At 64.6% G+C, this 26,995-nt stretch carries 23 protein-coding genes and 2 tRNA genes; 9 read left to right on the top strand and 16 right to left on the bottom strand.

Features of this window, described 5'->3' with window-relative positions:
• Positions 1-76 precede the first annotated feature (76 nt).
• Positions 77-1,441, bottom strand: coding sequence for a flavin monoamine oxidase family protein (locus tag AC5RW2_RS03920; RefSeq protein ID WP_493950639.1), 1,365 nt, complete (start codon positions 1,439-1,441; stop codon positions 77-79).
• 828 nt (positions 1,442-2,269) lie between these two features.
• Between AC5RW2_RS03920 and AC5RW2_RS03915 the strand changes: the two genes are divergently transcribed.
• The 3 genes from AC5RW2_RS03915 to AC5RW2_RS03905 all read left to right on the top strand — a co-directional run bounded on the left by AC5RW2_RS03915 (position 2,270) and on the right by AC5RW2_RS03905 (position 4,988).
• Complete coding sequence (locus AC5RW2_RS03915; RefSeq protein ID WP_493962167.1) at positions 2,270-2,614, top strand: cupin domain-containing protein; 345 nt, start codon at positions 2,270-2,272, stop codon at positions 2,612-2,614.
• 128 nt (positions 2,615-2,742) lie between these two features.
• On the top strand, positions 2,743-3,630 hold the full coding sequence (locus AC5RW2_RS03910; RefSeq protein ID WP_493962168.1) for an SMP-30/gluconolactonase/LRE family protein: 888 nt from the start codon (positions 2,743-2,745) through the stop codon (positions 3,628-3,630).
• Positions 3,627-4,988, top strand: a complete 1,362-nt coding sequence (locus AC5RW2_RS03905; protein WP_493962169.1) for a glucose-6-phosphate dehydrogenase — start codon at positions 3,627-3,629, stop codon at positions 4,986-4,988. The genes AC5RW2_RS03910 and AC5RW2_RS03905 overlap by 4 nt, the downstream gene beginning before the upstream one ends.
• 288 nt (positions 4,989-5,276) lie before the next feature.
• On the opposite strand, the gene AC5RW2_RS03900 is transcribed toward AC5RW2_RS03905, so the two are convergent.
• Positions 5,277-6,641, bottom strand: a complete 1,365-nt coding sequence (locus AC5RW2_RS03900; RefSeq protein WP_493962170.1) for a flavin monoamine oxidase family protein — start codon at positions 6,639-6,641, stop codon at positions 5,277-5,279.
• 536 nt (positions 6,642-7,177) lie between these two features.
• Here AC5RW2_RS03900 and AC5RW2_RS03895 point away from each other — a divergent pair.
• The 4 genes from AC5RW2_RS03895 to AC5RW2_RS03880 all read left to right on the top strand — a co-directional run bounded on the left by AC5RW2_RS03895 (position 7,178) and on the right by AC5RW2_RS03880 (position 11,257).
• Complete coding sequence (locus AC5RW2_RS03895; RefSeq protein ID WP_493950644.1) at positions 7,178-8,773, top strand: MFS transporter; 1,596 nt, start codon at positions 7,178-7,180, stop codon at positions 8,771-8,773.
• Positions 8,774-9,072: 299 nt separating this feature from the next.
• Complete coding sequence (locus AC5RW2_RS03890; protein WP_493962171.1) at positions 9,073-9,324, top strand: cupin domain-containing protein; 252 nt, start codon at positions 9,073-9,075, stop codon at positions 9,322-9,324.
• Between the two features lie 96 nt (positions 9,325-9,420).
• Positions 9,421-10,110 (top strand): hypothetical protein, encoded by a 690-nt coding sequence (locus AC5RW2_RS03885; protein ID WP_493950646.1) that lies wholly within the window; start codon positions 9,421-9,423, stop codon positions 10,108-10,110.
• A 712-nt stretch (positions 10,111-10,822) separates the two neighbouring features.
• Positions 10,823-11,257 carry a heavy metal-responsive transcriptional regulator gene (locus tag AC5RW2_RS03880; RefSeq protein ID WP_493962172.1) on the top strand — a complete coding sequence of 145 codons (435 nt, stop codon included), beginning with the start codon at positions 10,823-10,825 and terminating at the stop codon, positions 11,255-11,257.
• Positions 11,258-11,545: 288 nt separating this feature from the next.
• On the opposite strand, the gene nrdF is transcribed toward AC5RW2_RS03880, so the two are convergent.
• From nrdF to nrdH, 4 genes are all read right to left on the bottom strand, one after another.
• Complete coding sequence (gene nrdF, locus AC5RW2_RS03875) at positions 11,546-12,523, bottom strand: class 1b ribonucleoside-diphosphate reductase subunit beta (protein ID WP_493941036.1); 978 nt, start codon at positions 12,521-12,523, stop codon at positions 11,546-11,548.
• A gap of 165 nt (positions 12,524-12,688) precedes the next feature.
• Entirely contained in the window at positions 12,689-14,809 is a 2,121-nt protein-coding gene (gene nrdE, locus AC5RW2_RS03870) for a class 1b ribonucleoside-diphosphate reductase subunit alpha (protein ID WP_493950711.1), read from the bottom strand.
• A 17-nt stretch (positions 14,810-14,826) separates the two neighbouring features.
• Entirely contained in the window at positions 14,827-15,291 is a 465-nt protein-coding gene (gene nrdI, locus AC5RW2_RS03865) for a class Ib ribonucleoside-diphosphate reductase assembly flavoprotein NrdI (protein WP_493950712.1), read from the bottom strand.
• 46 nt (positions 15,292-15,337) lie between these two features.
• On the bottom strand, positions 15,338-15,580 hold the full coding sequence (gene nrdH / locus AC5RW2_RS03860) for a glutaredoxin-like protein NrdH (RefSeq protein ID WP_127513743.1): 243 nt from the start codon (positions 15,578-15,580) through the stop codon (positions 15,338-15,340).
• 663 nt (positions 15,581-16,243) lie between these two features.
• On the opposite strand from nrdH, the gene AC5RW2_RS03855 reads away from it, so the two are divergent.
• On the top strand, positions 16,244-17,167 hold the full coding sequence (locus tag AC5RW2_RS03855; RefSeq protein WP_493962173.1) for a LysR family transcriptional regulator: 924 nt from the start codon (positions 16,244-16,246) through the stop codon (positions 17,165-17,167).
• 190 nt (positions 17,168-17,357) lie between these two features.
• Here the strand turns inward: AC5RW2_RS03855 and AC5RW2_RS03850 are convergent, their stop codons facing one another.
• From AC5RW2_RS03850 to AC5RW2_RS03840, 3 genes are read right to left on the bottom strand one after another with little or no spacing between them, the layout of a single operon-like run.
• Positions 17,358-18,263 (bottom strand): glycine betaine ABC transporter substrate-binding protein, encoded by a 906-nt coding sequence (locus AC5RW2_RS03850; RefSeq protein ID WP_493962174.1) that lies wholly within the window; start codon positions 18,261-18,263, stop codon positions 17,358-17,360.
• A gap of 57 nt (positions 18,264-18,320) precedes the next feature.
• A complete protein-coding gene (locus tag AC5RW2_RS03845; protein ID WP_493962175.1) occupies positions 18,321-19,208 on the bottom strand; it encodes an ABC transporter permease in 888 nt (295 codons plus the stop codon).
• A complete protein-coding gene (locus tag AC5RW2_RS03840; RefSeq protein ID WP_493962176.1) occupies positions 19,208-20,515 on the bottom strand; it encodes a quaternary amine ABC transporter ATP-binding protein in 1,308 nt (435 codons plus the stop codon). Before AC5RW2_RS03840 ends, AC5RW2_RS03845 begins: the two co-directional genes overlap by 1 nt.
• A gap of 560 nt (positions 20,516-21,075) precedes the next feature.
• Here AC5RW2_RS03840 and AC5RW2_RS03835 point away from each other — a divergent pair.
• Entirely contained in the window at positions 21,076-22,275 is a 1,200-nt protein-coding gene (locus AC5RW2_RS03835) for a cysteine desulfurase-like protein (RefSeq protein WP_493962177.1), read from the top strand.
• A gap of 99 nt (positions 22,276-22,374) precedes the next feature.
• Here the strand turns inward: AC5RW2_RS03835 and AC5RW2_RS03830 are convergent.
• The 7 genes from AC5RW2_RS03830 to AC5RW2_RS03800 all read right to left on the bottom strand — a co-directional run bounded on the left by AC5RW2_RS03830 (position 22,375) and on the right by AC5RW2_RS03800 (position 26,970).
• A tRNA-Ala gene (locus AC5RW2_RS03830) sits at positions 22,375-22,447 on the bottom strand.
• A gap of 73 nt (positions 22,448-22,520) precedes the next feature.
• Positions 22,521-22,593: transfer RNA gene (locus tag AC5RW2_RS03825), tRNA-Ala, on the bottom strand.
• A 152-nt stretch (positions 22,594-22,745) separates the two neighbouring features.
• Positions 22,746-23,132, bottom strand: coding sequence for a ribosome silencing factor (gene rsfS / locus AC5RW2_RS03820; RefSeq protein WP_493941042.1), 387 nt, complete (start codon positions 23,130-23,132; stop codon positions 22,746-22,748).
• A 39-nt stretch (positions 23,133-23,171) separates the two neighbouring features.
• Entirely contained in the window at positions 23,172-24,566 is a 1,395-nt protein-coding gene (locus AC5RW2_RS03815) for a hypothetical protein (RefSeq protein WP_493962178.1), read from the bottom strand.
• A gap of 34 nt (positions 24,567-24,600) precedes the next feature.
• Positions 24,601-25,245 carry a nicotinate-nucleotide adenylyltransferase gene (gene nadD, locus AC5RW2_RS03810; RefSeq protein ID WP_493941058.1) on the bottom strand — a complete coding sequence of 215 codons (645 nt, stop codon included), beginning with the start codon at positions 25,243-25,245 and terminating at the stop codon, positions 24,601-24,603.
• Positions 25,246-25,290: 45 nt separating this feature from the next.
• Positions 25,291-25,527, bottom strand: a complete 237-nt coding sequence (locus AC5RW2_RS03805; RefSeq protein ID WP_493950655.1) for a hypothetical protein — start codon at positions 25,525-25,527, stop codon at positions 25,291-25,293.
• 126 nt (positions 25,528-25,653) lie between these two features.
• Positions 25,654-26,970: a glutamate-5-semialdehyde dehydrogenase gene (locus AC5RW2_RS03800; RefSeq protein ID WP_493962179.1), complete on the bottom strand. Its 1,317-nt coding sequence runs from the start codon at positions 26,968-26,970 to the stop codon at positions 25,654-25,656.
• Positions 26,971-26,995 lie beyond the last annotated feature (25 nt).

Raw genomic sequence — 26,995 nt, 5'->3', positions numbered from 1 at the left:
CCAGTGTTCCCGCATTCCCGCTGGACAAGCTGCCGTACGCCTTCCGCTCGTCAAAGAGGCCAATCTCAGAACCTGCCTAGGCTCTAAGCTGCTTGACGATGGCCTCGGCGACGCGCTCACCGGACTGGATTGCGCCGTCGTAGTAGCCAATGTTTTCGTCGGCCGTTTCGGTGCCGGCCCAGTGGATCCGTCCGACCGGCTCTCGGAGGGCAACCCCGAAGGCGGTCAGGGCGCCCGTGCTGGGCATGGCCCAGTACGCTCCCCGCTGCCAGGGCGCCTCCGGCCATGATCGTTCCAGATACTCGATCGGGTTCATCGCCTCGGGGCCCAGATACGTGGCGAGATCTTCGAGGACCTGGGCACGTCGCTCTTCGGGTGAACGCTCGACCCAGGTCTGGGCGTAGCCGCCGCCGAAGAAGCCCACCATGCCGCCGGTTTCGACGCCCGGGATTGTATGGTCCATCCACAAACCCGTGGTTATGCGATCGGAGAGGATTGCACCGCTGAGACCCTTGTCGCGCCAGAACGGCGTCTGGTAGGCGACGTGCAGCTTGATGATGCTGCCCATCGGCATCCGCTGGGTGAAGGCGTCGCGGCGCGCAGGCATCGGGGGGGTGTAGGAGATCCGCGCGGCCATCGGCGGGGCGGTGGCCACCACGGCAAACGAGGCGGTCCAGACGCCGGCGTCGGATGTGACTGTCACCCCACCGTCGGTCTGTTCGATGGCCCGTACCGGGGCGTTCACGATGACCGCGTCGCCGAGCTCCTCAGCCATCTTCGAGGCTATCTGCCAGGCACCGCCCACGAAGAGGGTCTCCTGGGCGCCGCCAACGGTGCCGAGCATGTGCGCGAGCCCCTCGTCCGCGGCGGCGTAGACCATGACAGCAAACGGTGACAACTGGCCGGGCTCGACGCAATATACAGTCTGCACGATCACACGGAAGACGGACCGCGCCGGCTCCGAGGTGGTGGCGCTCTGCAGCCAGCTCTCGAACGTCTGGGAGTCAAGGGCGTCCGCGCCCTCCACGGACCCCGGTGAGGTGACGTCGAGCTTGCCGGCCAAGGAGTCCAGCTCGCCCATCAGCTTGTTGAACTCTGCCAGATCTGCGGGCTCAAGGGGAAGGTCTTCGCCTTCCTTATAGCGGGCCTCGCGCCCGGAGATGTCCAGGATGTGCTCGCCCCCGATGTACTGCGGATAGGTCTTGACCCCTAGCTCCTCGGCCAGGTTCAGCAGGTGGGTCTGGGAACTCGCCGCCCACTGCCCGCCAAGGTCCACGACATATCCTGCAAGAGTTCCCGGCATGGACCGGCCGCCGACGCGGTCGTCGGCCTCAAGCACGACAACCGAAACACCGGCCTTGCTGAGGTTGCGGGCCGCGCTTAGGCCGGCGAATCCGGCCCCGACCACGACAACATCGACATGAGAGGACTGGTTATTCATGCTGATTCTCCTTTGCGGCTGAATTGCTCGTCAGTTATTGCGGCAGAGTCAGGGTCGACTGCAACGTGCATGGCGGCGCGCTGTCCACCGCCGAAGCGGTGCGACGTCGACCCTTCTTGTTCTTGTCCGGCCTCGGTTCTTTGTTCTCGTACGGTCGCGTTGTCGAACGGCTCTGCGTTGTCGAATGGTTCGGTCGCGCCGGCGACTCTGGAAAGGGGACACCGGCTGTGCACCGCTGTTGTCTTCCTCGGTTAGGGTTGGGCCGCCAGGACATGGCGTCAGGCGTTGGCGCCGGTGAGGCCGACCTCGCGGATCGCCGACCTCGCAGATCTCAGCGCCGATACGGTGTTGGGCATCCACGGACGTCGCTTCCTACCGGAGTTCAGGCCACGGTGAGATTGATCGCGCGGCGGGGTCGCGTGAGGATCCTGGGCATCTTGTTCGCATTGTGCGCCTCCTGGGGGAAATACACCCCACCGACAACCATCCGCCAGCGCAGCGCCTAGCACATCACCCCATCGGGGTGAAAGCCCTTCGGTGGCCACCGGGCCTCGCAATCCGGGGGCCGGGTGCGCACGCGGCTGCCGATCTTGAAACACGAAGGGCATCGAGTCTGTGCTCCAAAATCACACGATCTGGGTGATATCGAGCATCCCGGGGTAAGACACAGTAGTTGAGACCGAACCGACCATTTCGATCCGCTGGAGACCGAGAGCAGCGCACGATGACCGCTACTCCCGGTATCGATCGGCCGCCACCGACGAAGCGGTGGGTACGACGCAGATCACGCTGGTCGCAACCGCCGGCCACGTCTCCTTGGAGGGACACATGGAAAACACCACTGAATACCGCAGCTCCTCCGTGACCGCCGAGTCATGGGAATCCCACGTCGAGAACGGCCAGCCGTTCGGGCAGGTCCACTGGCTCCGAGGGGAGGGAGAGGGAGTCCCGATGGCCGGGCTGTGGAGGGTCGACGCGGAGGAGGGCGCGGAGCTGCCCTACCGCGTCACCGGCTCCGACACCTTCCACGTCATCGAGGGCGAGGCCGAACTGGAAACCCCCGACGGGAACAAAATCAAGCTCGTCACCGGCGGCATCTACTCGTTCCCTGACGGGTTCACCGCCACCTGGCGGACTCGGGTGCCGTTCAAGAAGTTCTTCGTCATCGGCTAGACGTTCGATGCCTTGCCCACCGGCGCCGAGGGTTTCGAGTATTTTCTGCTTCATCTACCGGGACGGTGCCGATCCAGCCAGACCGTACCCGGAGCAGGTGCACTCGTTCACGTCTGAGGTGTCGGTCCATGGGTGACGCACAGGTCGAAGTTGCACTGAACATCCGGGCTCAACATCCGGAGGGTCCAATGTGGGACGCGGCAACGGCCCGCCTCTGGTGGGTCGACATCGCCGGGGAGCGCGTGCATTGCTTCGACCCGGCCTCGGGCAGCGACACCTCTTGGAGCACGTGGGGGCAGCCCGGCGGCGTCGTCGTGAGCTCGAAAGGCGAACCGGTCGTCGCCACGCCGGAGGGCCTGGCCGTGCTCGACCCGGGCAGCGGCGCTTTCGAGCTTCACGTTCCCATCGAGCGCGAGAGAGCCGAGAACCGCGCCAACGACGTCAAGGTCGACAGCCGTGGACGGGCCTGGGTCGGAACGATGGCCTTCGACAAGCGGCCAGGGAACGCTAGCCTGTACCGGGTCGACGACGGCACTGCGACCACGGTCGTCAACGGCCTGACGATCTCCAACGGACCCGCGTTCGACGAGTCGCGTGGGTGCCTCTATCTGGCCGACTCGGCGATCTGCGTCGTCGATGTGTTCGACCTGGACGTCGAGACGGGCGCGATCGACGGACGCCAGCGGTTCCTTGACTTCAGCGACGCCCAGGTCTGGCCCGATGGCATGACCGTCGACGACGAGGGCATGTTCTGGGTTGCGCTCGGTCGATCCGGGGCTGTCCACCGCTACCGCCCCGACGGGACCCTCGACGGCGTCCTCGAGCTGCCGACCACGAATCCGACATCGGTTGCGTTCGGTGGCCGCGACGGCGGCGACTTATACATCACGACGTCGTGGACCGACGTCGAGGAAGACAGCCGCGACGCGCAACCCTTGGCGGGAGCCATCTTCTGTTGCCGTCCCGGAGTCACGGGACGCCCCTCGCCGCGTTACGAAAAAGGCGGCGACCAATGATCGAGCGCATCGTCCTCTTCGGAGCCTCGGGCGACCTCACCAGCCGCCTGCTGATGCCCGCTGTTGCCCAACTGGCCGAGGCCGGCCTCCTTCCGCCTGGCCTCAGGATCGTTGGGTCGGCCAACACCGAGTGGTCAACCAAGGACTTTCGGGACCACATTGCGAGCCAGCTCGAGAAACACGCGCAGGTCGCACCGGCGGCCCGCGATGCCGTTCTCAGGATGCTCAGCTTCAAGCCCGCCGACGTGACCCAAGCAGCCGACGTGGGATCGGTGATCGGTGACGGCGGAGCGGCCACGCTGGTCTACCTCGCCTTGCCGCCGGGTCTGCTCCCGCAGGTGCTCCCGGCCGTCGCATCGTCGAAGCTGCGCACATCGGACGCCGTCGCGATCGAGAAGCCATTCGGAACCGACCTCGCATCGGCGCAGCACCTCAACGAGATCCTCCGCATCCAACTTCCCCAGCCGACGATCTTCCGGATCGACCACTTTTTGTCGAGCGAGCTCATCCGCAGGATTGTCACGCTCCGGTTCCTCAATCGGGTATTCGAGCCGACGTTTAATTCGGTGCACGTCGATCGAGTTGACATCAGCTGGCTGGAAAGCCTCACCCTCGAGGGCCGCGCCACGTACTACGACAGTGCAGGCGCCATGAAGGACATGGTGCAGAACCATCTCATGGAGGCCATGGCACTCGTCCTCATGGAGCCGCCCGCCCGCCTCGACGCCGACTCCTTCCGGTCGGTACGCGTCGAGGCGCTACGGGCGGTGGCGACGCCGCTGCCGGAAACGATGCGCAGCCGAACCGTCCGCGCCCGGTACACCGAGGGCACGATCGGCACCAGACACGTGCCCTCCTACATCGACGAACCCGGCGTCGACCCGACCCGCAACACGGAGACATATGCGGCTCTGACCCTGGACATCAACAACCCACGGTGGACCGGCGTTCCCTTCACCCTCCGCTCCGGCAAGGCGCTCGAGCAGGACTCGGCCGAGATTGCGATCTATTTCCGCCCGCTTCCTGGCTATCTGCTCGACCGGTGGCCAGGCGCCGAGCCGAACGTGCTTCGGCTGGGACTCGCCGAGCCCTACGTGCACCTCGCTACAACGCTCAACGGGCCTGAACGCAACGCGGAGACACACCAGCTCCAGGCCCGCTCGACACCGCCGCGGTTCACCGCGTATGCACACCTGATCCTCGAAATGCTCATGAACGACCCCATGCTGTTCATTCGCGGCGACGAAGCCGAAGAGGCATGGCGCATCATCGATCCAGTCATGAGCGCGTGGTCGGCTGGACAGGTGCCGATGCGGGAATATCCGGCCGGCGGGGCGGCGCCGAGGGCAGCGTCCTAAGCCTGCGCCTCAGGAAACGCGGGCGGTAAGGATCACGGCCGGGACGATGAGGGCGAGGTAAGTTAACGCCTGGGAAAATGGCTTCAGCCGGAGCATCGGCAGCACTCCGCTATTCGCTGCGGCCGGACGTCGCAAACTTTCGGCCGCAGAGCTGCCGTGGTTCATCACGATGCTCGGACGCGACAGCATCCAGGATCTTGACACCGAATACCCGCCGTCATCTAGATCCTTTCGACCGGTTCGCATTCGGGCGCCTGATACGTCTTGCTGAGGCACGCAGACGATCGGCTAGGGCCTGAGGTGCTTGACGATGTCCCCCGCGACCCGCTCCCCGGACTGGATTGCGCCGTCGATATAGCCGACGTTTTCGTCGGCTGTTTCGGTGCCTGCCCAGTGGATCCGGCCGACCGGCTCTCGCAGGGCGGGCCCAAAGGCGGTGAGAGCGCCCGGGCTGGGGATGGCCATGTATGCTCCCCGCTGCCAGGGGGCGGCCGGCCAGGACCGTTCCACATACTCGATCGGGTTGTTCGCCTCGGGTCCCAGATAGGTAACGAGATCTTCAATGGCGCGGGCGCGTCGCTCTTCGGGTGAACGCTCGGCCCAGGCTTGGGCGTGGCCGCCCGCGAAGAAACCCACCATGCCGCCGGTTTCGACGCCCGGGATCGTATGGTCCATCCACATGCCCGTGACCGTGCGATCGGAGAGGATTGCTCCGCTCAGACCCTTGGCGCGCCAGAACGGCGTCTCATAGGCGACGTGCAGCTTGATGACGCTGCCCATCGGCATCCGCTGGCTGAGTGCGTCCCGGCGAGGGGGCATCGGAGGGGTGTAGGAGATCCGCGCGGCCATCGGCGGGGCGGTGGCCACCACCGCCAACGCTGCGGTCCAGACGCCGGCGTCGGATGTGACCGTTACCCCGTCGTCGGTCTGCGCGATCGACCGCACCGGCGCGTTCACGATGACCGCGTCGCCGAGCCCCTCGGCCATTTTCGCCGCCAACTGCCAGGCGCCGCCCACGAAGAGGGTCTCCTGGGCGCCGCCAACGGTGCCGATCATGTGGCCCATCCCCTCGTTCGCAGCGGCGTAGAAGATGGCGGTCAGCGGTGACAGCTGGCCGGGCTGGCTGCAAAATATTGTTTGCGCGATCAGCCGGAGCACGGCCCGCGCCGGCTCCGAGGTGGTGGTAGCCAGCAGCCAGTTCTCGAACGTCTGGGAGTCAAAGCCGTCCGCGCCCTCCACAGTCCAGGGTGCGGCGACGTCGAGCTTGCCGGCCGCTGCCTCCAGTTCGCCCACCAGCTTGTTGAACTCCTCAAGATCTGCGGGCTCAAGCGGAAGGTCTTCGCCTTCTTTGTAGCGGGCCTCGCGCCCCGTGACATCCAGGATGTGCTCGCCCCCGACGTACTGCGGATAGGTCCTGACCCCGAACTCCTCGGCCAGGGCCAGCAGGTGGGCCTGGGAACTCGCCACCCACTGCCCGCCAAGGTCCACGACATACCCGGCGATACTTCCGGGCATGGATCGACCGCCGACGCGGTCGTCGGCCTCGAGCACGACAACCGAAACACCGGCCTTGCTGAGGTCGCGGGCAGCGGTGAGGCCTGCGAAGCCGGCCCCTACCACGACGACATCGACATGAGAGGACTGGTTATTCATGGTTGATCTCCTTTTTGCGGCAGAATGCTCGCCGTAAGCCCCTCCCTCGGGTCCATGCCCGGGTAAGGCCCGGTCACACACCCGAGAACTATCCGCCGGCGCGGCGCCTCGGGCATCACCCGATCAGGGTGAAAGCAACCCAGCGGGCGCTGGTCCCCGGGCTGGACTCCTCTACATTCGGCGTGGAGCGTCGCAACTTCTCGTACGCATGCTCGAAAGGGCGATGGTGCCGGGAGCAGAAGTCCGCCGACTCTAGCCGTGTTGAGGCAGTAAGCCCAAGTCTCTGCGGCTGCCACAGTCCGGTGACGGGACGCACCCGCGGCTGTCGATCGTGAAACACGACGGGCATCCGGTCTGCTCTCCAAAGATCACACGATTTGAGTGATGCCGTGCAGCTCAGCGTAGGACACAGTATTCGATAAAGAACCGCCCATTGCGATCTGCTGGAAACGCCGGGGTAACTGCCAGGGCGACGCCAGAGGAGGCGACATGTCCGCCACCAACCCGAAAACCGCGGGCCGCGCAGGCGGCCACCGATGAACGCGCCGAACGGGGGCGGCACTCAGACGGAGCCGTTCAACGGCAGGCTCGCGCTGTTGCTGGCGATGGCGATGTTCGTGCTCGTCGTCGACACGTCGATCATGAACGTATCGATCTCGGCCGTGGTCAGGGACATCGGCACGACCGTCAGCGGCCTCCAGTCGACGATCGCGCTCGAGGCGCTGGTGTCCGCCGCCTTTATCCTCATCGGTGGCAAGCTCGGCGACCTTATCGGACGCAAGCGCGCCTACGTGATCGGGCTGGTTTGCTATGCCATCGGCGCCGTGGCGATGACACTGGCCCAGACCCTGCTCCCGATCCTCATCTTCTGGGCGATGATCGGCGGTCTGGGCGCCTCGCTGCTCCTTCCCGCCATGCAGTCCCTCATCCACGGGAACTTCGAGGGAGCGGCGCAGAAACGTGTCTATGCCTCGGTCGGAGCCTCCGCCGCGATCGCGGCCGCCGTCGGGCCCCTGATCGGCGGGTTCATCACTACGTTCCTCTCCTGGCGCATCGCGTTCCTGCTCGAGGCCATCATCATCGCGGTCGTGCTGACCGGAATCAGACTGGTTCACGACGTCCCATACCTGGGACCCCGAACGCTGGACGTCGTCGGGTCGTTGCTGTCAATCGTGGGCATGGGTGGAATCGTGCTCGGCATTCTGGTCTGGCAGGAGGGCGGCGAAGCCGTGGGCGCCCTCCTGGCCGTGGGGGCCGTTGGGCTGGGCGGGCTGGTCTACTGGCTTCTTCGGCGCAAGCGCCGCGACAAGCCGACACTGCTGGACCCGGACCTGTTCCACTCGAAAGCCTTCCGGTTGGGTGCCTCGGGGCAAATGCTCCAGCAGATTGCCCTCGGCGGCACCATGATCGTGCTGCCGATCTACCTCCAGATGGTGCTCGGATACAACGCCATGCTGACGGGGTTGTCGATCGCGCCGCTCTCACTCACGATGTTCGCGATCGCCATGCTCGCCGGAAAGAAGTCCGGCACACGGCGCCCGGCCAGCCTTATCAGGTGGGGCTTCCTTCTCCTGATGGTGGGTCTGCTGATGGTCGTGCCGATCGTGCCGCGCGCGGACTTCGGCTGGTGGCTCCTGCTCCCGCTGGTCATCGCGGGAGGCGGGCTGGGGTTGTTGGTGTCGCAGCTGAACAACTACACCTTGGCCCCGATCTCGGACGAGCGGGTCAGTGAGGCCGCCAGCGTGAACTCGGCCGCCGGGTCGTTCGGTTTGTCGTTCGGGCTCGCGTTTGCCGGCGGCGTCATGCTGGCAGCCCTGTCGATCATCTTCACGAGCATGGCGACCTCAAGCACGGTGCTCGCCCCCGACGAACAGCAGCAGGTCGCGCAGGTGCTGGAAGAGGACGCCCAGGTACTGAGCAACACGCAACTCGAGGAACTCCTCACCGGCCAACCGGAGGAGATTCAGGACGAGATCATCCGCATCAACACGGACGCACGGCCCATCGCACTTCAGATCGCGCTCTTCATTCCGATACTCGCCGGCCTCGCCGGCCTGGCCAACTCCTTCCGCATGATGAAACTCCCCGATCCCAAGCCCTCCGGTGCCGGGGAAGGCACGCTCTTGGGCTGAGCCTCCGCGCACAAGGGCGCTGCGACAGTCTCCGCTCCGGGCAACGCACTCGGATGCGCTGCTCGGCCAGACCGGCGCTCAACCTGGCGGTGCACAAGGACGGGATTTCGGCCCCCTCGCTGCAGGGGCGCTGGCACAACGAATGAGCCGTAGTAGTGAAACAGAATGGCCGCGGAACCGCCGGCCACGCCTTCCAGGAGGGACAAAATGAAAAACACCACTGAATACCGGAGCTCCTCCGTGACCGCCGAGTCATGGGAACCCCACGTGGAGAACGGCCAGCCGTTCGGGCAGGTCCATTGGCTCCGCCGGGAGGGAGAGGGAGGCCCGCTGGCCGGCTGTGCAGGGTCGACGCGGAGGAGGGCGCGGAGCTGCCCTACCGCGTCACCGGCTCCGACACCTTCCACGTCGTCGAGGGCGAGGCCGAACTGGAAACCCCCGACGGGAACAAAATCAAGCTCGTGACCGGCGGTATCTACTCGTTCCCTGACGGGTTCACCGCCACCTGGCGGACTCGGGTGCCGTTCAAGAAGTTCTTCGTCGTGGCCTGACCCGCAGCACGACTCCTTCGCGTAGCTGGAACGGTCTGTCATTTCCGCAGCCTGCTCGGAATGCCCCAGAAGGGACGCAAAGAAAGGAAGCCAGAAATGGCCACCAGCCCAGCCGAAAATAAGCGCCAAGCCGCTGTCGAGCGCATGGGCTTCGGCACGCTCATGATCGGGGCTCCCATCCTCATGCTCGGAGCGGCGCTCCTCCACCCACTGCACGGTATCGAGAGCGGCACGGAATACTATGCTGCCTCGCACGACCATCCCACTGAGTTCTATATCTCCCACACGTTGTTCTTCCTCGCAGCGGTCCTCTTCGTACCCGCAGTCGTCGGGCTGGCGCGAATGGTGCACCCCAGCCATCCCAGGGCGGGCTTCTGGGGCTGCATACTTTCGCTCACGGGCTTCGTCGGCTACGGAGCATTGGACGGCATAGACTACATGACCTGGGTAGCAGGGAAGCCGGACACCGGACTGGACCCGGCAACGATGCAAAAATACATCGACGTCACTCTGGCCACCCCGGCCATTCTGGTCCCGGTCATGTTGATCTTCGGCCTGCTCATAGCTGGTCTGATCGTGCTCGGTGTCGGTCTCGCCCGAGCACGCATCCTCCACCCCGTACTCGCCGCGTTGATGCCATTAGGCATGTTGGGCGTGGCAGCCTTTCTCGATTATCGCGTCCCGCTGGTCCTCTCTGCCCTCGCCCTGCTCGCCAGCTTCGGAACTGCCGGAGTGAAGCTCCTGAGGACCCCGGCCGGGATGCTGCCCGAACCGCACCCGGTGTGACAGGAACATGCAAACGGACCGGACCGGCTGTTCGATTGCGTCTCGGAAGGAAGCGGCACCGTCCGATACCGGCTCGGCCCGCCGGGTGTAACGGGCGGCCAGCTTCGCCCGGTCTCGAAACATTAGGTCGCACCACGAACGTCTTCAGGCCCGCTTTTCACATCCAGGTGCGGACGTTCTGCCTGAGCGGAACCATCTGAGCCCGTTCCACTCGATCGAATAGCGTCCTCAGCCTCCCGTGCTCCGTCCTCACCGCGACCGGACAGCAGCACCAGTTGCTGCACTCCTGCCTCAACGGCCGCCGTGGATAAATCGGCGATCAGTTCGGGCACTCCCGGGAAAGCCAGATCAGGGCTGTAGCACAAGTACGCTGCCCGCACCCCCGTCTAGGGCGGCCGGCCAAGTGCCCGAGTCGTTCCAGTCAAAGGGCACGCTACTTACGGCCAGCGCAAGCGCTGAGGCTAGTCGACTCGGTCGACGCGCGCTCGTCGTAGTAGGGGCATCTCTCTTCGTGGCTGCGGTTACGATGCTTGTTGCCAATACCGGAGGCCGCACCTTGTGGTCTGAACTTGTTGCCACCGTCGTCGGCTGGTTCTAAACGCACCGCACCTAAGGAGCGATTCGCGAGAATCTCGTTGGGGGCGCCAAGCGTGGGTGAAACCGATTCGGAGGTCTTGACCTATGAGCCGGCTCCAAGGTTTACCCTAAATCCATGATTGAGATGCAGGTACGGACGGGGCTCAGGGTTGGGGAACTGGCCCGGATCTGCGGGATGAGTCCGGATGCGGTTCGCTACTACGAGCGGTCTGGCCTGCTGCCCGCCCCGGAGCGTTCTCCGGCCGGATACCGTCTATACTCGTCCAGCACCATTGAGCGGGTGAGGTTCATCCAGGGGTGCCAGCGGCTGGGTCTACGGCTGAATGAAATCGGAGACCTGCTGCGGGTCCGCGATACGGGCGAATGCCCGTGTGAGCCGGCGGGCGTTTTGCTCCGACGACAAATTGAGGAGCTGGATAGGGAAATCGCCCGGCTCAATGCCCTACGTGCGGATCTGAAGGCTATGGTCACCCGCCTGCCGGACGATGATTGCCCCGACCCGCTGCCGGGCACATGGTGTCCGCCGGAGAACCAAGGAGGTGACTCATGACCCTTGAACCCAAGACATGTCCTTGCTGCGACGACCCGACCTGCGACGGAAGCTGTTGCACTAACTGCTGCTAGCGGCGGTCCATCAGCCACAGCCACGAAGGGGCACCCGGCAGGGTGCCCCTTCGTATGTACGGATCAGATCGGAATCCGCAACGCCGTCCTTCGATGGCCAAAAGCCAGAGGCACGATCGCTGCTGACCCAGTTGAAAGACTGCCATCTACGCGGGCTACTTCTTCCAACTAGACGGTCAATTCACAACGACGACAGACGGACGACGACGACGACCTAGAAGTCCCAGTCCTCGTCTTCGGTGTTGACGGCCTTGCCGATCACGTAGGAGGAGCCGGAGCCGGAGAAGAAGTCGTGGTTCTCGTCGGCGTTGGGGCTCAGGGCGGAGAGGATGGCCGGGTTCACGTCCGTGACGGTGGACGGGAACATGGCCTCGTAGCCCAAATTCATCAGCGCCTTGTTGGCGTTGTAATTCAGGAACTTCTTGACGTCTTCGGCCAGGCCCACCGAGTCGTAGAGGTCGTGGGTGTACTGCACCTCGTTTTCGTACAGCTCGTAGAGCAGCTCGAAGGTGTAGTCCTTCAGCTCCTGCTTGCGCGCTTCGGACTCCCCCTCGACGCCCTTCTGGAACTTGTAGCCGATGTAGTACCCATGGACGGCCTCATCGCGGATGATGAGCCGGATCAGGTCCGCAGTGTTCGTCAGCTTGGCCCGCGAGGACCAGTACATCGGCAGGTAGAAGCCGGAGTAGAACAGGAAGGACTCCAGCAACGTGGAGGCAACCTTGCGCTTGAGCGGGTCATCGCCGTAGTAGTAGCCCTCGATGATCCGGGCCTTCTTCTGCAGGTTTTCGTTCTCGGTGGACCACCGGAACGCCTCGTCAATCTCCTTGGTGGAGCACAAGGTGGAGAAGATCGAGGAGTAGCTCTTGGCGTGCACCGATTCCATGAACGCAATGTTCGTGTAGACAGCTTCCTCATGCGGGGTCAGCGCATCCGGGATCAGGCTGACTGCGCCGACCGTGCCCTGGAGCGTATCCAGCAGGGTCAAACCGGTGAAGACGCGCATGGTGAGCAGCTTTTCGTCTTCGGTCAACGTGCCCCAGGACTGCACATCGTTGGACAGCGGGACCTTCTCGGGCAGCCAGAAGTTGTTGCAGAGCCGGTTCCAGACCTCAACGTCCTTCTCGTCCTCGATCCGGTTCCAGTTGATCGCTTCCACGTGATGCAGAAGCTTGACCTTCTCGGCTGACATCGCGTCCCCTTCTTCCCAAAGTCTGTGTTGTTCCATGGTGCCCGAATGCCGGCCGTGGTGCGGCCGGCGGCGGCCCGTGGGCGAGCCGGATTGCCGGCGTCCCGTCGGTGCAGGTACGACGGCGGGCGGGCACCCGCCGTCGTACTTTTCAGATGTTTTGGGCTGCTACAGCATGCAGCTGACGCAACCTTCCACTTCGGTTCCTTCCAGCGCAAGCTGGCGGAGCCGGATGTAGTAGATGGTCTTGATGCCCTTGCGCCAAGCGTAGATCTGCGCCTTGTTGATGTCGCGCGTGGTGGCGGTGTCCTTGAAGAACAGCGTCAGCGACAGGCCCTGGTCCACGTGCTGGGTAGCCGCGGCGTAGGTGTCGATGATCTTTTCGTAGCCGATTTCGTAGGCGTCCTGGTAGTACTCCAGGTTGTCGTTGGTCAGGTACGGCGCCGGGTAGTACACGCGGCCCAGCTTGCCTTCCTTGCGGATCTCGATCTTGGACGCCACCGGGTGGATCGAGGAGGTGGAGTTGTTGATGTAGGAGATCGAACCGGTCGGCGGGACGGCCTGCAGGTTCTGGTTGTAGATGCCGTGCTCCATCACCGAAGCCTTCAGCTCCCGCCAGTCTGCCTGGGTGGGGATTTCCACATTGGCAAACAGTTCCTTGACCCGCTCGGTCTGCGGCAGCCACTCCTGCTCGGTGTACTTGTCGAAGAACTCGCCCGAGGCGTACTTGGACTTCTCGAAGCCGCCGAAGGCCTGGCGGTGTTCAATCGCCAGCTTGTTCGAGGCACGCAGCGCATGGAACAGCACGGTGTAGAAGTAGATGTTGGTGAAGTCCAAGCCCTCTTCGGAACCGTAGTGGACCCGCTCGCGGGCGAGGTAGCCGTGCAGGTTCATCTGGCCCAGGCCGATGGCGTGCGACTGCAGGTTGCCTTCGGCGATCGAGGGCACCGAGTTGATGTAGGACATGTCCGACACGGCGGTGAGCGCGCGGATGGCGGTCTCGATGGACTTGCCGAAGTCGGGCGAATCCATGGTCTTGGCGATGTTCATCGACCCGAGGTTGCAGGAGATGTCCTTGCCGATTTCGGCGTAGGTCAGGTCCTCGTTGTACAGCGACGGCGACGAAACCTGCAGGATCTCCGAGCACAGGTTGGACATGATGACCTTGCCGTGGATCGGGTTGGCGCGGTTCACCGTGTCCTCGAACATGATGTACGGGTAACCCGACTCGAACTGGATCTCGGCCAGCGTCTGGAAGAACTCGCGCGAGCTGATCTTGGTCTTCTTGATCCGGCTGTCGTCGACCATCTCGTAGTACTTCTCCGTGACGGAGATGTCCGAGAACGGCACCCCGTAGACGCGCTCGACGTCGTACGGCGAGAAGAGGTACATGTCCTCGTTCTTCTTGGCCAGTTCGAACGTGATGTCCGGGACGACCACGCCGAGCGAGAGCGTCTTGATGCGGATCTTTTCGTCCGCGTTCTCGCGCTTGGTGTCCAGGAAGCGGTAGATGTCGGGGTGGTGCGCGTGCAGGTACACGGCACCGGCACCCTGGCGGGCACCGAGCTGGTTGGCGTAGGAGAAGCTGTCTTCGAGCAGCTTCATGACCGGGATGACGCCGGAGGACTGGTTTTCGATCTGCTTGATCGGCGCGCCGTGCTCGCGGATGTTGGTCAGCGACAGGGCCACGCCGCCGCCGCGCTTGGACAGCTGCAGGGCGGAGTTAATGCCGCGGGCGATCGATTCCATGTTGTCTTCGATGCGCAGCAGGAAGCAGGAGACCAGCTCGCCGCGCTGGGCCTTGCCCGCGTTGAGGAACGTGGGGGTGGCCGGCTGGAAGCGGCCGTCGATGATTTCGTCCACCAACTGGGTGGCCATGGCCTCGTTGCCCCGGGCCAGATGCAGTGCCACCATGCAGACGCGGTCTTCGTAGCGCTCCAGGAAACGCTTTCCGTCAAACGTCTTCAGTGTGTACGACGTGTAGAACTTGAACGCGCCCAGGAAGGTCTCGAAGCGGAACTTCTTCTTATAGGCCCGGTCGTAGAGCGAGCGGATGAAGTTCATCGTGTACTGGTCGAGCGTCTCGCGCTCGTAGTACTCGTTCTTGATCAGGTAGTCGAGCTTCTCTTCCAGGTCGTGGAAGAAGACGGTGTTGTTGTTAACGTGCTGCAGGAAGTACTGGTGTGCAGCCTCGCGGTCGGCTTCGAACTGGATCTTCCCGTCCGGGCCGTAGAGGTTGAGCATGGCGTTGAGCTCGTGGTAGCCCAGACCCTTGAATGCGGCCGGCAGCTCTGCCTTGGCGTCGGCTAGGGGCGCGTGTGCGACTGTCGTTTCCAAAAGAGTTCCAATCCTTGCTTGACCCGGTCTACGTCCTCGGACGTGCCCATGAGTTCGAATCGATAGAGAAGGGGCACCTGGCATTTGGCTGCGATTTTCTCCGCCGCCAGGCAGTAGGTTGTGCCGAAGTTCGTGTTGCCGCCACCGATGACTCCGCGCAGCAGGCGCCGGTTCTCCTCGTTGTTGAGGAATTTAATCACCTGCGGCGGAATCGAGTTCCGGCCGGATTCCCCGCCATAGGTGGGCAGCACCAGCACGAACGGCCGGAGCGCTTGCAGCGTCTCCTGCTGGGTGCGCAACGGGATCCGTGCCGCCGGCAGCCCCAGCTTTTGCATGAATCGGTCCGTGTACCCGGAAGCGGAAGAGAAGTAGATCAGGTCCGCATCGGCTGTCGCGCCGACCACCGGACCTGCCTGCTGCGTGCCTTCACTCATCAGCAGCTCGGTCATGACGTGTGGTTCTGGTTTCGCTCGACGCCGGTCAGGCTACGGAGGCGGCAGCCTGGGCCAGTTCCTCGATCTTGTCGGGGCGGAAACCAGACCAGTGGTCCTGCTCGGTGACGACCACGGGGGCCTGCATGTAACCAAGGGAACGGACACGCTCCAGCGCTTCCGGATCCTGGGACAGGTCAACGCTCTGGTAAGCGATGCCCTTCTTGTCCAGAGCCCGGTATGTGGCGTTGCATTGCACGCATGCTGGCTTGGTGTAAACCGTTACAGTCATGGTCCTTCTCCCCTAATTATCGATACGGCGTTTCTGCTGTTTTCTTGGCTGCGCGGCCTCCCATGGAGGACCCGGACTCACTGCCCAACAGCTGCTCCCAATACTACATCTAGTGGACTCGGCCGATCGGAACCCCAAGATGATGTATTACAAGTATGTCATTCCCTTCCCTGCTTCGTCCACAGCCCGTGGGGATATCTTTCGGTGGTTAAACTGTTGATATTCCGGCCTTCCGGGCTCACCGTCCACAGCCTGTGGATTCCCTGCCCACAGCTAGGGAAAGTATCGTGTCGGCACTTCCTCGGCGTGTCGTTCGTAGTGCGGCCACCACTAGATGTTGTGGTCCCCGATCCGGAAGGTGTCCACGCTCACCGCTTGATGGTGATCCGCACAATAGCGTGCATGTCGGACACTTTCGCCGGACCCTATCGCCACCCGGGACTGGATACCGGTGGGTGCTTCCAGCTCCGATCCCCCACCGGACCTTTTCGCCGCACTTAATAGAACACTGCAAGACCCCGGCACATTCCTTCGGGCCAGCAGGCAATCGCGCCTGGGCAGCCCTCTTGCAGATGCAGCCAAAAGCCCGCGAAGGCAGACCTCCGGTGCCCGACAAGCCCAAGGTAGGCTTAGCTCAATTACCCAGATGCGACAGGAGAGCTGATGGTCAATACGGTGCACCTGCGCACGCTGCTAGAGGTGACCCGGCGCGGCTCGTTTGCGGCGGCGGCCGCCAATCTGGGCTATACGGCCTCGGCGGTCTCCCAGCAGATGTCCGCTCTGGAGCGCGAAACGGGCGCCAAGCTGTTCGAGCGGTCGGCTCGCAGCGTCCAGCCGACCGAAACCGCACTGGTGATGTCCCGGCACGCGGCCAGGGTGCTGACGGACATCGATGCCCTCCTGGCTGCCACTGCCCGCAGCCAGGACACCAGCACGCAGGAAATTCGGCTGGGCATCTTCCCCAGCCTGGCCACCTATGTACTCCCCCGCCTGCTGCAAGCGCCCGAATGGCCGGGCCTGGGGATCAATCTCAAAGTATCCGTCGCCGAGCCAGGCCAGACGATCCAAGGGCTTCGTGCCGGCGGCGGACTCGACGTCGCCCTGGTATTCCAAGTGGGCCAAGGCGGCTTGGCCTGGCCCAACACCGTGAGCCGGCAGTGGATCGGCGACGACAACTTCCGCGTGGTGCTGCCCGCATCGTGGGGCATCCGCCCCGGCGCCTCGGTGACAGCCTCGCAGCTGGCCGAGATGCCGTGGATCATGCACCACCCGGGCACGGCGGACGCCACGGTGATTGAGCGGCTGTTTGCCAGCTGCAACCTGCATCCCCGCGTGGTGGCCTACTGCGACGACTTCAATGCCAGCCTGGCCATGGCCGGCGCCGGGCTGGGTGCGGCGCTGGTCCCGGAGCTGGCCATGTACAACGGACCGGACGGGATTGTGGTGCTGGACGTCCCGGAAATCCGCTTGGCCCGAAACATCTTCGCGCTGTTGATCAACGACAGGCAGAACGCGCAGCTGGGCCTGTTCATGGACCAACTGTCCGTGATCCTGCGCGACATGAGTATCACTACCCGGCGTACCTGAGGGAACGCCGGGGCTACACGGCGCATCGGGTCGAACCCCCCAGAGGAACCAGCCACGCCGGCCCGGGGCACCGCCGGCCCCGGGCACCGCCGTCGTTATTATTCAGCACCCCTTAAACCGCAAGCGCCGCCGGTTCCCGCGCTGAACGGGATCCGGCGGCGCCGCGCTGGTTAGTTGGTGACCGGCTGCCTTACTTAGTCAGACCGTCCACGTACTCCTGGTTTTCGCCGATCCACTTTTCCACGACCGGGCCGTAGTCGTCGGTATCAGCCTCATTGAACATGGCGTTCTCCAGCGAATACAGGGTCTCGGAGTCCATCTTAAAGTTCTTCAGCCAACCGGCCAGGGTCGGGAAGTCCTCCGCGAAGCTGGTGCTGGAGTAAGCGTAGATGCCCTCGGCGTCGCCGAGCGTTCCCTCGGGATCTTCCAGATCCTTAAGCGGGAAGGCATCGTAGGCCCAGTGCGGGCGCCACAGGGTGACGGCGATATTCTCGCCGGCGGCAGTGGCCGACTTCAGCTCGGAGAGCATGGCGGGCGTCGAGGAGGTCAGGTACTCCATCTTGTCCAGGCCGTACGTCGGGATGACGTTCTTGGTGGTGGCCTCGGTCAGGCCGGCCCCGGGCTCGATGCCCACCAAACGGTTGTCGAACTTGTCGGCGTTGGCCGCAAGGTCCTTGAGCGAATCGACCGGCGCGTCCTCGTTCACCGCGATGGTCAGCTTAGCCTCGTCGTTCCACTGGCCCAGCTCGGTGATCTTGTCGCCGTATTCCTTCAGGTAGCTTTCATGGGTGACCGGCAGCCAAGTATCCAGCGTCAGGTCGTAGTCGCCGGTGGACAGACCCGCAAAAACCGGGGCCGGGTCGGCATATTCCAGCGTGACCTTGTAGCCCTTCTCCTCCAGGATGGCCTTCCACAGTTCCGACGCGGCAATGCCCTCATCCCAGCCGTTGAAAACCGCAATGGTGACGTCCTGCTTATCCCCGTTGTCCACACCGCTGGATGCCTGCCCGCCGGTCTCGCCGCCACCGCCACCACACGCAGTCAGTCCGAGGGCTGCGACGGCGGCCAGGGCCGCGAGCTTGCTGTAATGCTTCATGTTGTTCCTTTCGGTATGCCCGCTGCGGGCACGTTGATTGGTCTTGGAGCAGGTTTTTCAGGCGTCCTGCAGTTTTCGCTTCGCCAGCCGGCCCGCGCCCGCGCGTCCGCCGGGCTCCGAGGTCTTACCCACGCTGGCGGTCACGCGGTCCAGGAAGATGGCCAGGATGACCACGGCCAGTCCGGCTTCGAAACCAAGGCCGGCGTCGATCCGGTTCAGGCTGGCAACCACTTCGCCGCCCAGTCCGCCGGCGCCGACCATGCCGGCGATGACCACCATCGACAGGGCCAGCATGATCACCTGGTTGATGCCGGCCATGATCGTTGGCATCGCCAGCGGCAGCTGGATCTTGCGCAGGATGCTTCCGGGACTGGAGCCGAAGGCGTAGCCTGCCTCCACCACTTCCTTGTCCACGCCGCGGATGCCCAGCTCGGTGAACCGCACGCCGGGTGCCATCGAGAAAATGATGGTCGCGATGATGCCCGGAACCACGCCCACCCGGAACATCACCAAGGCCGGGATCAGGTACACCATGGCAGGCATGGTCTGCATGAAGTCCAGGATCGGCCTGATGATCGCCGAGGCGGTGGCTGACCGGGCGGCGAGGATGCCGGCCGGGACACTGAGGACAATAGCCACTACCGTGGCCACAATGACCAGCGCGAACGACTCCATGGCGTGCTCCCACTGGTTGACGCCGACAATCAGCAGGAAGCCGACCGCGGTGCCCAGCGCCAGCTTCCAGCCTCTGGCCGCGTAGGCGATGGCAGCGAACACGATGATCATCACCCAGGACGGGGGCGTGATGAGCAGCCACTCCAGGCTGTCGTAGGCGCCGAGGAAGACGGTGCGGATGAAGGAAAAGACGGCGGCGAAGGTGGCCAGCAGCCAGTCGAGGCCGACGTCGACCCAGTCGCCCAGTGGGATGCGGAATTCCAGGTCCATTAGCGGGTTCCTCCTTCGGCCGACGTTTTGTTGCCAGCCGACGTCCGGTTGAGCGTCCGGGTGACTTCTTGTTCGGGGATCGGCGCCGGGGCGCTCTCGACGATCGGAATGTCGGTGGTAATGGAGGGAACGTTGCCGAGCGCAGCCAGCAGCGTCACCCGGGGTATCGCGCCCACCAACCGGCCCTCGGCGTCGACCACCGGCAGCGGAATGGGACTCTCCACCGCCAGGCCAAAGAGTTCCGAGAGCGGGGTTTCGGCACGAACCGGCCCGTTACCGTTGCGCACGGCGGCGGTCAGGTCGGGCGCCCGTGATTCAACCAGTTGCATCACGTCGCGGTCGCGCACCGTGCCGAAGAAGGTCCGGCGCCGGTCCACCACGAAGGCTGCGGACGTCTGCAGGTCGCGCATGGTGCGCAGCGCGTTCCGCGGACCTCCGGAGAGATTGACGACGGCGCGGGCCGGCTCCATCACGGAGCCTGCGGTCAGCACCCGGGTCCGGTCCACGTCCTGGACGAACTTCGCCACGTAGTCGTTCGCGGGGTGCGTCAGGATGTCGTCGGGGGTGCCGATCTGCACAATCCGGCCGTCCCGCATCACGGCGATCCGGTCGCCCAGGAACATGGCCTCGTTCAGATCGTGGGTGATGAACACAATGGTCTTGCCCAGGTCCGCTTGCAGCGCGACCAGCTGCTCCTGCATTTCGCGGCGGATCAGCGGGTCCAGGGCAGAGAAGGCCTCGTCCATCAGCAGAATGTCGGTCTCGGCGCACAACGCGCGGGCCAGCCCGACGCGCTGCTGCATGCCGCCGGAGAGTTCGGCCGGGAACTTGTCGCCCCAGCCTTCCAACCCCACCAGCTTCAGCACCTTCTGGGCACGGGCCAGTCGCTCAGCCTTGGCCACGCCCTGAACCTCGAGGGCATAGGCAGCGTTGTCCGCCACGGTGCGGTGCGGCATCAGCGCGAAGTGCTGGAAGACCATCGAGATCTTTTGCTGCCGGACCTTCCGGAGCTCTCCGTCGGAGATCGTTGAAATATCCGTCCCGCCGACCACCACGCTGCCCGCGGTCTGCGGCTGCAGCCCATTGAGGGTGCGGATCAGCGTTGACTTCCCGGAGCCGGAGAGCCCCATCACCACGAAGATTTCGCCGGCCCGGACGTCGAAGGACGCGTCGATCACTGCAGCAGTGCCTAGAGCGGAGACCTCCTCGCGCGTTTTCCCGGCTTGCAGCCGTTTGACTGCTTCGGCCGGTCGCTTGCCGAAGACCTTGTAGACATTCTGTACGCTCAGTGCAATTTGTTCGTTCACTACGGCCCATCTACGCTGCAGCGCCGCCAGGAGCAGGCAGTTTGGCAACGATTGGTGCTTGGTCTTTGCGGACAAATAGACGCGTCAAACTGATACAGCTCCTGGTTGCCGCGGGTCACGGCGCCCAGAACGGCGGTTTCGCCGAAGCGATGACGGGAAAGCCCCCCCCAACCGCCAGTTTGACGTCCAGCACATGTGGACCCTGCCATGGATCTGCATCGCTTTGGCCACATGCTGTTCGTATTACTGGTTGTACGTCCCCACCGTAACAATCCGTTGTTCACTGTGAGCTGAATAACGGACGGGAATCGGTAAAGTCCTTGCAGGCTAGCAGCGCTTTGGCCCCGAAACCCCGCGGCTGTCAAGGAGTTATGTCATCGTAACCACCGGCGCACCAAACTGGCTGTTTTCTGCAATCAGATGCGTCCTGCGCAACAGATTCTGTCCCACGAGACGTGGCTAATACCGGATCGACCGGGAAGCCTGCTTGGCAAGTGACGCCGGGGGTGTCACGCTCGACACAACGCGAGGAGATCGCGCACAGCGAGCCAAGGAGAAGCATGACGTTCGACGTTTCCGCCCTACGCACGGAGTTCCCCTCACTGACGTCGGGACTGGCCCATTTTGACGGCCCCGGAGGCACACAAACGCCAGCCGTCGTGGGACAGGCGATTGCCCGCACCTTGACCGGTCCGTTGTCCAACCGCGGCACATTGGTCGCCAGCGAACTCAACGCCGAGAACGCCGTCTCAGGTTTCCGCACCGCCGTGGCCGACCTGCTTGGCGCCTCGCCCGAGGGGATCGTCTACGGGCGCAGCGCCACCCAGATCGCCTACGACTTCTCCCGCACGCTGGCCAAAACCTGGACACCTGATGACCAGATCGTCGTCACCGGGCTCGACCACGACTCCAACATCCGGCCTTGGCTTCAAGCCGCCCAGACAGCCGGCGTCACCGTCCGCTGGATTCCGTTGGACCCCGCCACCGCAGAACTTGATCTGACCGCCGTCGACGAGATCATCAATGAGCGCACCCGCCTGGTCGCCGTCACAGCCGCTTCCAACCTGCTGGGCACCAAGCCCCCCGTCGCGCGAATCGCGGCGCGCGCGCACGAAGTCGGTGCCCTCGTCTATGTCGACGGCGTCCATTACACCGCCCACGCCGCAGTCGACATCAGGGCACTGGGTGCGGACTTCTTCACCTGTTCGCCGTATAAATTCTTCGGGCCGCACTGCGCCGCTCTCGCCGCCGACCCCGGCCTGCTGGAAACCCTGAAACCCGACAAGCTGCTCCCGTCGACCAACAACGTCCCCGAGCGGTTCGAGCTCGGCACCTTGCCCTACGAGATCATGAACGGCACGGCCGCGGCCGTGGACTTCATCGCCGGCCTCGCGCCGGACGACGGCCCACGCCGCGAACGGCTCATTGCCGCCCACCACCTCATCGAGCAGCACGAATTGCGGCTACGTCAGCGCATCGAAGAAGGTATCGCCGGTCTCGGGGACCGCGTCACCGTCCACTCGACCGCCGCAGATCGCACCCCGACACTGTTTTTTACCTTCCGCGACAAGGACGCCACCAAGGCCTCCCAGTTCCTTGCAGACCGTGACATCCTGGCTCCTGCCGGCAGCTTCTACGCCCACGAGCCCTTCCAGGCGCTCCAGCTCCCCGTCGATGCCGGCATGCGCGTCGGACTCGCCCCCTACAACGACGACGCTGAGATCGACCGGCTGATGACGGCGCTGTCGGACTTCCTCTAAGGACGGTCCACCAGACAAAAGAAAACACCCCGGTCCTCGGACCGGGGTGTTGACGATGAGCGGAGTCATCCGCGAAGGATGTCTCACTCAGTTCCCAAGTGGAGCTGAGGGGACTCGAACCCCTGACCCCCTGCATGCCATGCAGGTGCGCTACCAGCTGCGCCACAGCCCCTTGAAATGGAAGTTTTGCCCACGCTTAGGCGTGTATTCCACAGCGTGAATATCACTAAAAGTGTCTTCACGAGTGGAGCTGAGGGGACTCGAACCCCTGACCCCCTGCATGCCATGCAGGTGCGCTACCAGCTGCGCCACAGCCCCATTATCCTTGCGGATTCCGTGCCACTTCCTTCGAAGCAACTTGAATATTCTATGCAGACACCGGCACGGATTCCAAATCAGCAGACCGGCTCGGAACATGCCACCGGCGCCGCGCAGGGCGGAACCAGGCGGCAAGTGCCACGCTCCCCCGGTTACTCAGTGCCCGTTGGCGCTGGCTTATCGTCCAACTGCAGGTCGATGGGCGGGCAATCCTTCCACAGCCGTTCCAAGGCGTAGAAGACGCGGTCTTCCTGGTGCTGCACGTGGATGACCACGCCGGCGTAGTCCAGCAGTACCCAGCGGCCTTCGGAGCGTCCTTCCCGGCGGACCGGACGCAGGTCCTGCTTGTGCAGTTCCTCTTCAATGCCGTCGACAATCGCATTGACTTGCCGTTCGGTCGGCGCAGAGGCGATGAGGAACACATCGGTGATGGCCAACCGCTCGCTGACGTCGATGGCGACGATGTCTTCGGCGATTTTGTCGCTGGCTGCCTTGGCGGCGGTACGCGCGATGGCGATAGAGCTTTCGAGTGCGGTCATGTGTCTCCTTGAATGTTAACCAGCTATTGATTGGCGGCTTCAGCCGCCGAAGAGTCCAAGCATCATGGCGATACCCGCTGCGAAGGCGGCGGCGCCAAGCACCAGAGCGGAACCGACCGCAAGCCGCATCCGGTGGACGCGGGCCAGCCCAGCAGTCCGGGCGTCCAGTGGATCAAGCCCGTGGGCGCTGGTGGCCTTGAGCGGATGGATGGCAGTGCCGCGTCCTCCAGCCAGCGCTTCTGCTTCGGCCAGGATCTTCGACCGTGGTGCAGCACCGTTTGCTTGGGCTGCCCGGGGTACGGGGTTCTCTTCCCGCAGCGCCGGAACAGCCTGGGTGGTGGCGGAAGCTTCAGTCTTCGTGGCTTGCCCGGACGGCCGCCGCCGTGCGGGGACCGGTTCCCGGGCAGGAGTCGGCCGGGCCGGAGCCGGCGCCGGCGTCGTCACCACAGGAACATAGGACGTCGAGGACGGCCGCAGCACATGCTGATCGGAACCCGGGACGGCCACAAACTCCATCGGCGATGACGCAATGTCCGCGATCGGCCGGTCCGAGGCCGAGTGCCGGCGCTGTTCGTTCTCGTCGCTCAGCCGCTTCTTGTCGGCAGCCCGCCTATTGAGGACAGCGGCACGCTCGGCCAGCGCCTTCTGCTGGGCCAGCAGTTCCAAGTCCACGTCATGCGGAGACTGTTCCTGCCTGGACTCCATCATGGCGACCATGTTCTTGGCCTGGCCCATCAGCAGGTCGCGGGCAGCCAAGGCCTGCTCCACGCTCATCTCGCCGGCGTCGACTGCCTCGCGGCCGGCGGCAGAAAGCAGATAATCCTGCCCGTCGGCCGGCGGCTGGACCGGTTGCCGGCCGGTGTCGCCGCTGCGCCGGGCGCGGCGGCCGCCTTCGATCGGCGGACGCTGCGGCTGATACGGGGCATCGGCCGGAGCAGCCGAGGTGCGGGCCCGGCCGTCCGCCGGCTTGGCCGAGGTACGGGAATCGTTGGAAGCCGGAGCAACGGTGCCACCGGCCCGGCCGCCCGCCGGCTGAGCCGAGGCACGGGCAGGGTCAACAGCCGGAGCCTCCGGGGCAAGCCCGGGGTTTTCACGCTGCAATTGCTGTTGGCGCAGCTGGCGCCGGGTGGGCACCTGGTCCCGCTCCGGCGTGGGGATCTGCGGCAGCGCAGCGGTCAGGGTCTTGAGCGCACGGTGCGCCTCCCGCTCGCGGGCGCGGGTTTGCGAGGACCGTTCGCCCTGGCGTTGGCGGGAAGCTGCGGGGCCGCTGCCGGAAGCTGCGGGAGCTGCTCCCCCGCCGTCGGCCGGGGCGCTTGCGTGGGCATCCGGTTTCTGCGGGACGATCCCGGAGGCAGGCTCCGGACCCGTACCGGCGCCGTCGCGCTGCCTTCGGATGTCCCGTCGGCTGCGCGGCGGCTGGGATTGATTGCTCATGCTTTGCTGATCACCCAGTAGTAAACGACTGATTTCATTGGCTCGGTTCAAGTTGGCTCGTCACCGCGGCACCGTGCGACGAGTGCCGGTAGAGACCGTACTTGGCTATGTACTGTACTACGCCGTCCGGAACCAAGTACCAAACCGGCTGGTCCTCGGCCACGCGCTCCCGGCAGTCCGTGGACGAAATGGCCATGGCCGGAACCTCCAGCAGGCTGACGTCCTTGCGGCCCAGGTTGTGCAATTCGTGCCCCGGCCGGGTCACACCAACGAAGTGGGCCAGCGACCACAGCTCGTCGATGTCCTTCCAGGACATGATCTGCGCCAGCGCGTCCGCGCCGGTGATGAAGAACAGTTCCGCATCGGGACGCGCCGCGCGCAGGTCCCGCAGCGTATCAATGGTGTAGGTCAGCCCCGGCCGTTCGATGTCCACCCGGCTGACCGTGAACCGCGGGTTTGAGGCGGTGGCGATCACTGTCATCAGGTAGCGGTGTTCGGCCGGGCTGACATCGCGCCCGGTCTTCTGCCACGGCTGGCCGGTGGGCACAAAGACCACCTCGTCCAGGCCAAACACGGACGCTACCTCGCTGGCTGCCACCAGGTGACCATGGTGGATCGGATCAAACGTTCCGCCCATGACGCCAAGCCGGAGCTTGCGCCCCGGGTAAGTGAGGTGCAGTGCTCCGGCTTGCGGGGCTTTGACAGGCAGCGCGGGCACGAACGGCTAGTGGCGCGGTGCGGCTTGGCCGTGGTCGTGCTTGTTCGGGAACTGGCGGTGCGGGTCCACCTGCTCCTCGACCGCCGAGTGCCGCTGGCCAACGCTGGTGAAAGCGATCGTGGCAAACATCATGAGTACGAACAGCGTCATGAATCCGACGCCGACGGCCCATGCGGGGACCGGAAGTTCGACGTGGGCGGCTTCGCTAGCCACGAGTGCGGCGTCGAGGACCTGAGACAGCATGATTCTCCCTTGATGTTTTTCAGTCCGGCCGCGCTCAGGCGGACGGGATATGGCTTCCTACCCATGGTACGCGTTCCGGCCGCGGAACCGTGATTCAGCCGGGAGCGGTGCCGGCTGGCTACAGGTTCAGTCGCGGACCTGGCCGTCGCCTTGGACGATCCATTTGGTGGTGGTCAGTTCGCGCAGCCCCATCGGCCCGCGGGCATGCATCTTCTGCGTGGAAATACCCACCTCCGCACCCAAGCCCAGTTCGCCGCCGTCGGTAAAGCGGGTGGACGCGTTGACAATCACCGCCGCCGAATCGATCTCGGCGATGAACCGCTCCGCGTTGCGCAGGTCGTTGGTGATGATCGCCTCGGTGTGTCCCGTGGTCCAGGCCCGGATGTGCCGCAGCGCGTCGTCCATCGAGTCCACCATGCCCACCGCCAGGTCCAGGTCCATGTACTCGCGGGCCCAGTCGTCGTCGGTGGCGGTTGTGGCCTCGACGCCGGACGGCAGGATGCCGGCCACCCGCTGGTCCACATGGAGCCGCACTCCCGCGCCGGCCAGGGCAGCGAGGACGTCGGCCGTGGCGGCCGCATCGCGGTGCACCAGCAGGGTCTCCACCGTGTTGCATACCGAGGGCCGTTGCGTCTTAGCGTTGAGCAGGATGTCCACGGCCATCTCCGTGCCCGCCGACTCGTCCAGGAAGATATGGACGTTGCCTTCGCCGGTCTCGATCACCGGGACCTTCGCGTTGTTGACCACGGACTGGATCAGTTCGCGGCCGCCGCGCGGAATCAGCACGTCCACCAGCCCGCGCGCCTGCATCAGGGCGTGGGCGCCGTCACGGCCATAGTCGTCCACGCTTTGCACGGCGTCGGCGGGCAGGCCCACCCGGTCCAGCGCATCGCGGATGATGCCCAGCAGCGCAACGTTGGTGTGCCGGGCCGCGCTGCCGCCGCGCAGGATCACGGCATTGCCGCTCTTGAGCGCCAGGCCGGCGATGTCCACGGTGACATTCGGGCGGGCCTCGTAAATAGCAGCCACCACGCCCATCGGCACGTGGACTTGGCGGAGCCGCAGGCCGTTCGGCAGGGTCTGCCCGCGCATCACGGTTCCCACCGGATCCGGCAGCGCGGCCAGGTTTTCCAGCGCCGCGGCCAATCCGTCGATCCGCTTGGTGTCCAGCGTCAGCCGGTCCAGCAGCGCGGCGCTGGTGCCGTTCGCCCTGCCCTGGTCCAGGTCCTGGCGGTTGGCCTGCAGCACCACGTCCCGCTTGGCGACCAAAGAGCCAGCGATCTCCCGCAGCGCCTTGTCCTTCCACGCCCGGTTGGCGCGTGCCATCCGGCGCGCAGCATTCCGGGACCGGATGGCGATGGATTCAACGGCGGCGGCGGCATCCGGCTTCTGGCTGTCCTGGGACGTTTCGGCCGTGGACTGGGAAGAGGCTGTCTGGGTCATACTGCCGATTTTAGCCCGTGTGCCA

The sequence above is a fragment of the Arthrobacter sp. B0316-1-20 genome (assembly GCF_059091865.1).
Note: the sequence above shows the minus strand (reverse complement) of the source record. Positions and strands in the feature narration are given on the sequence as shown.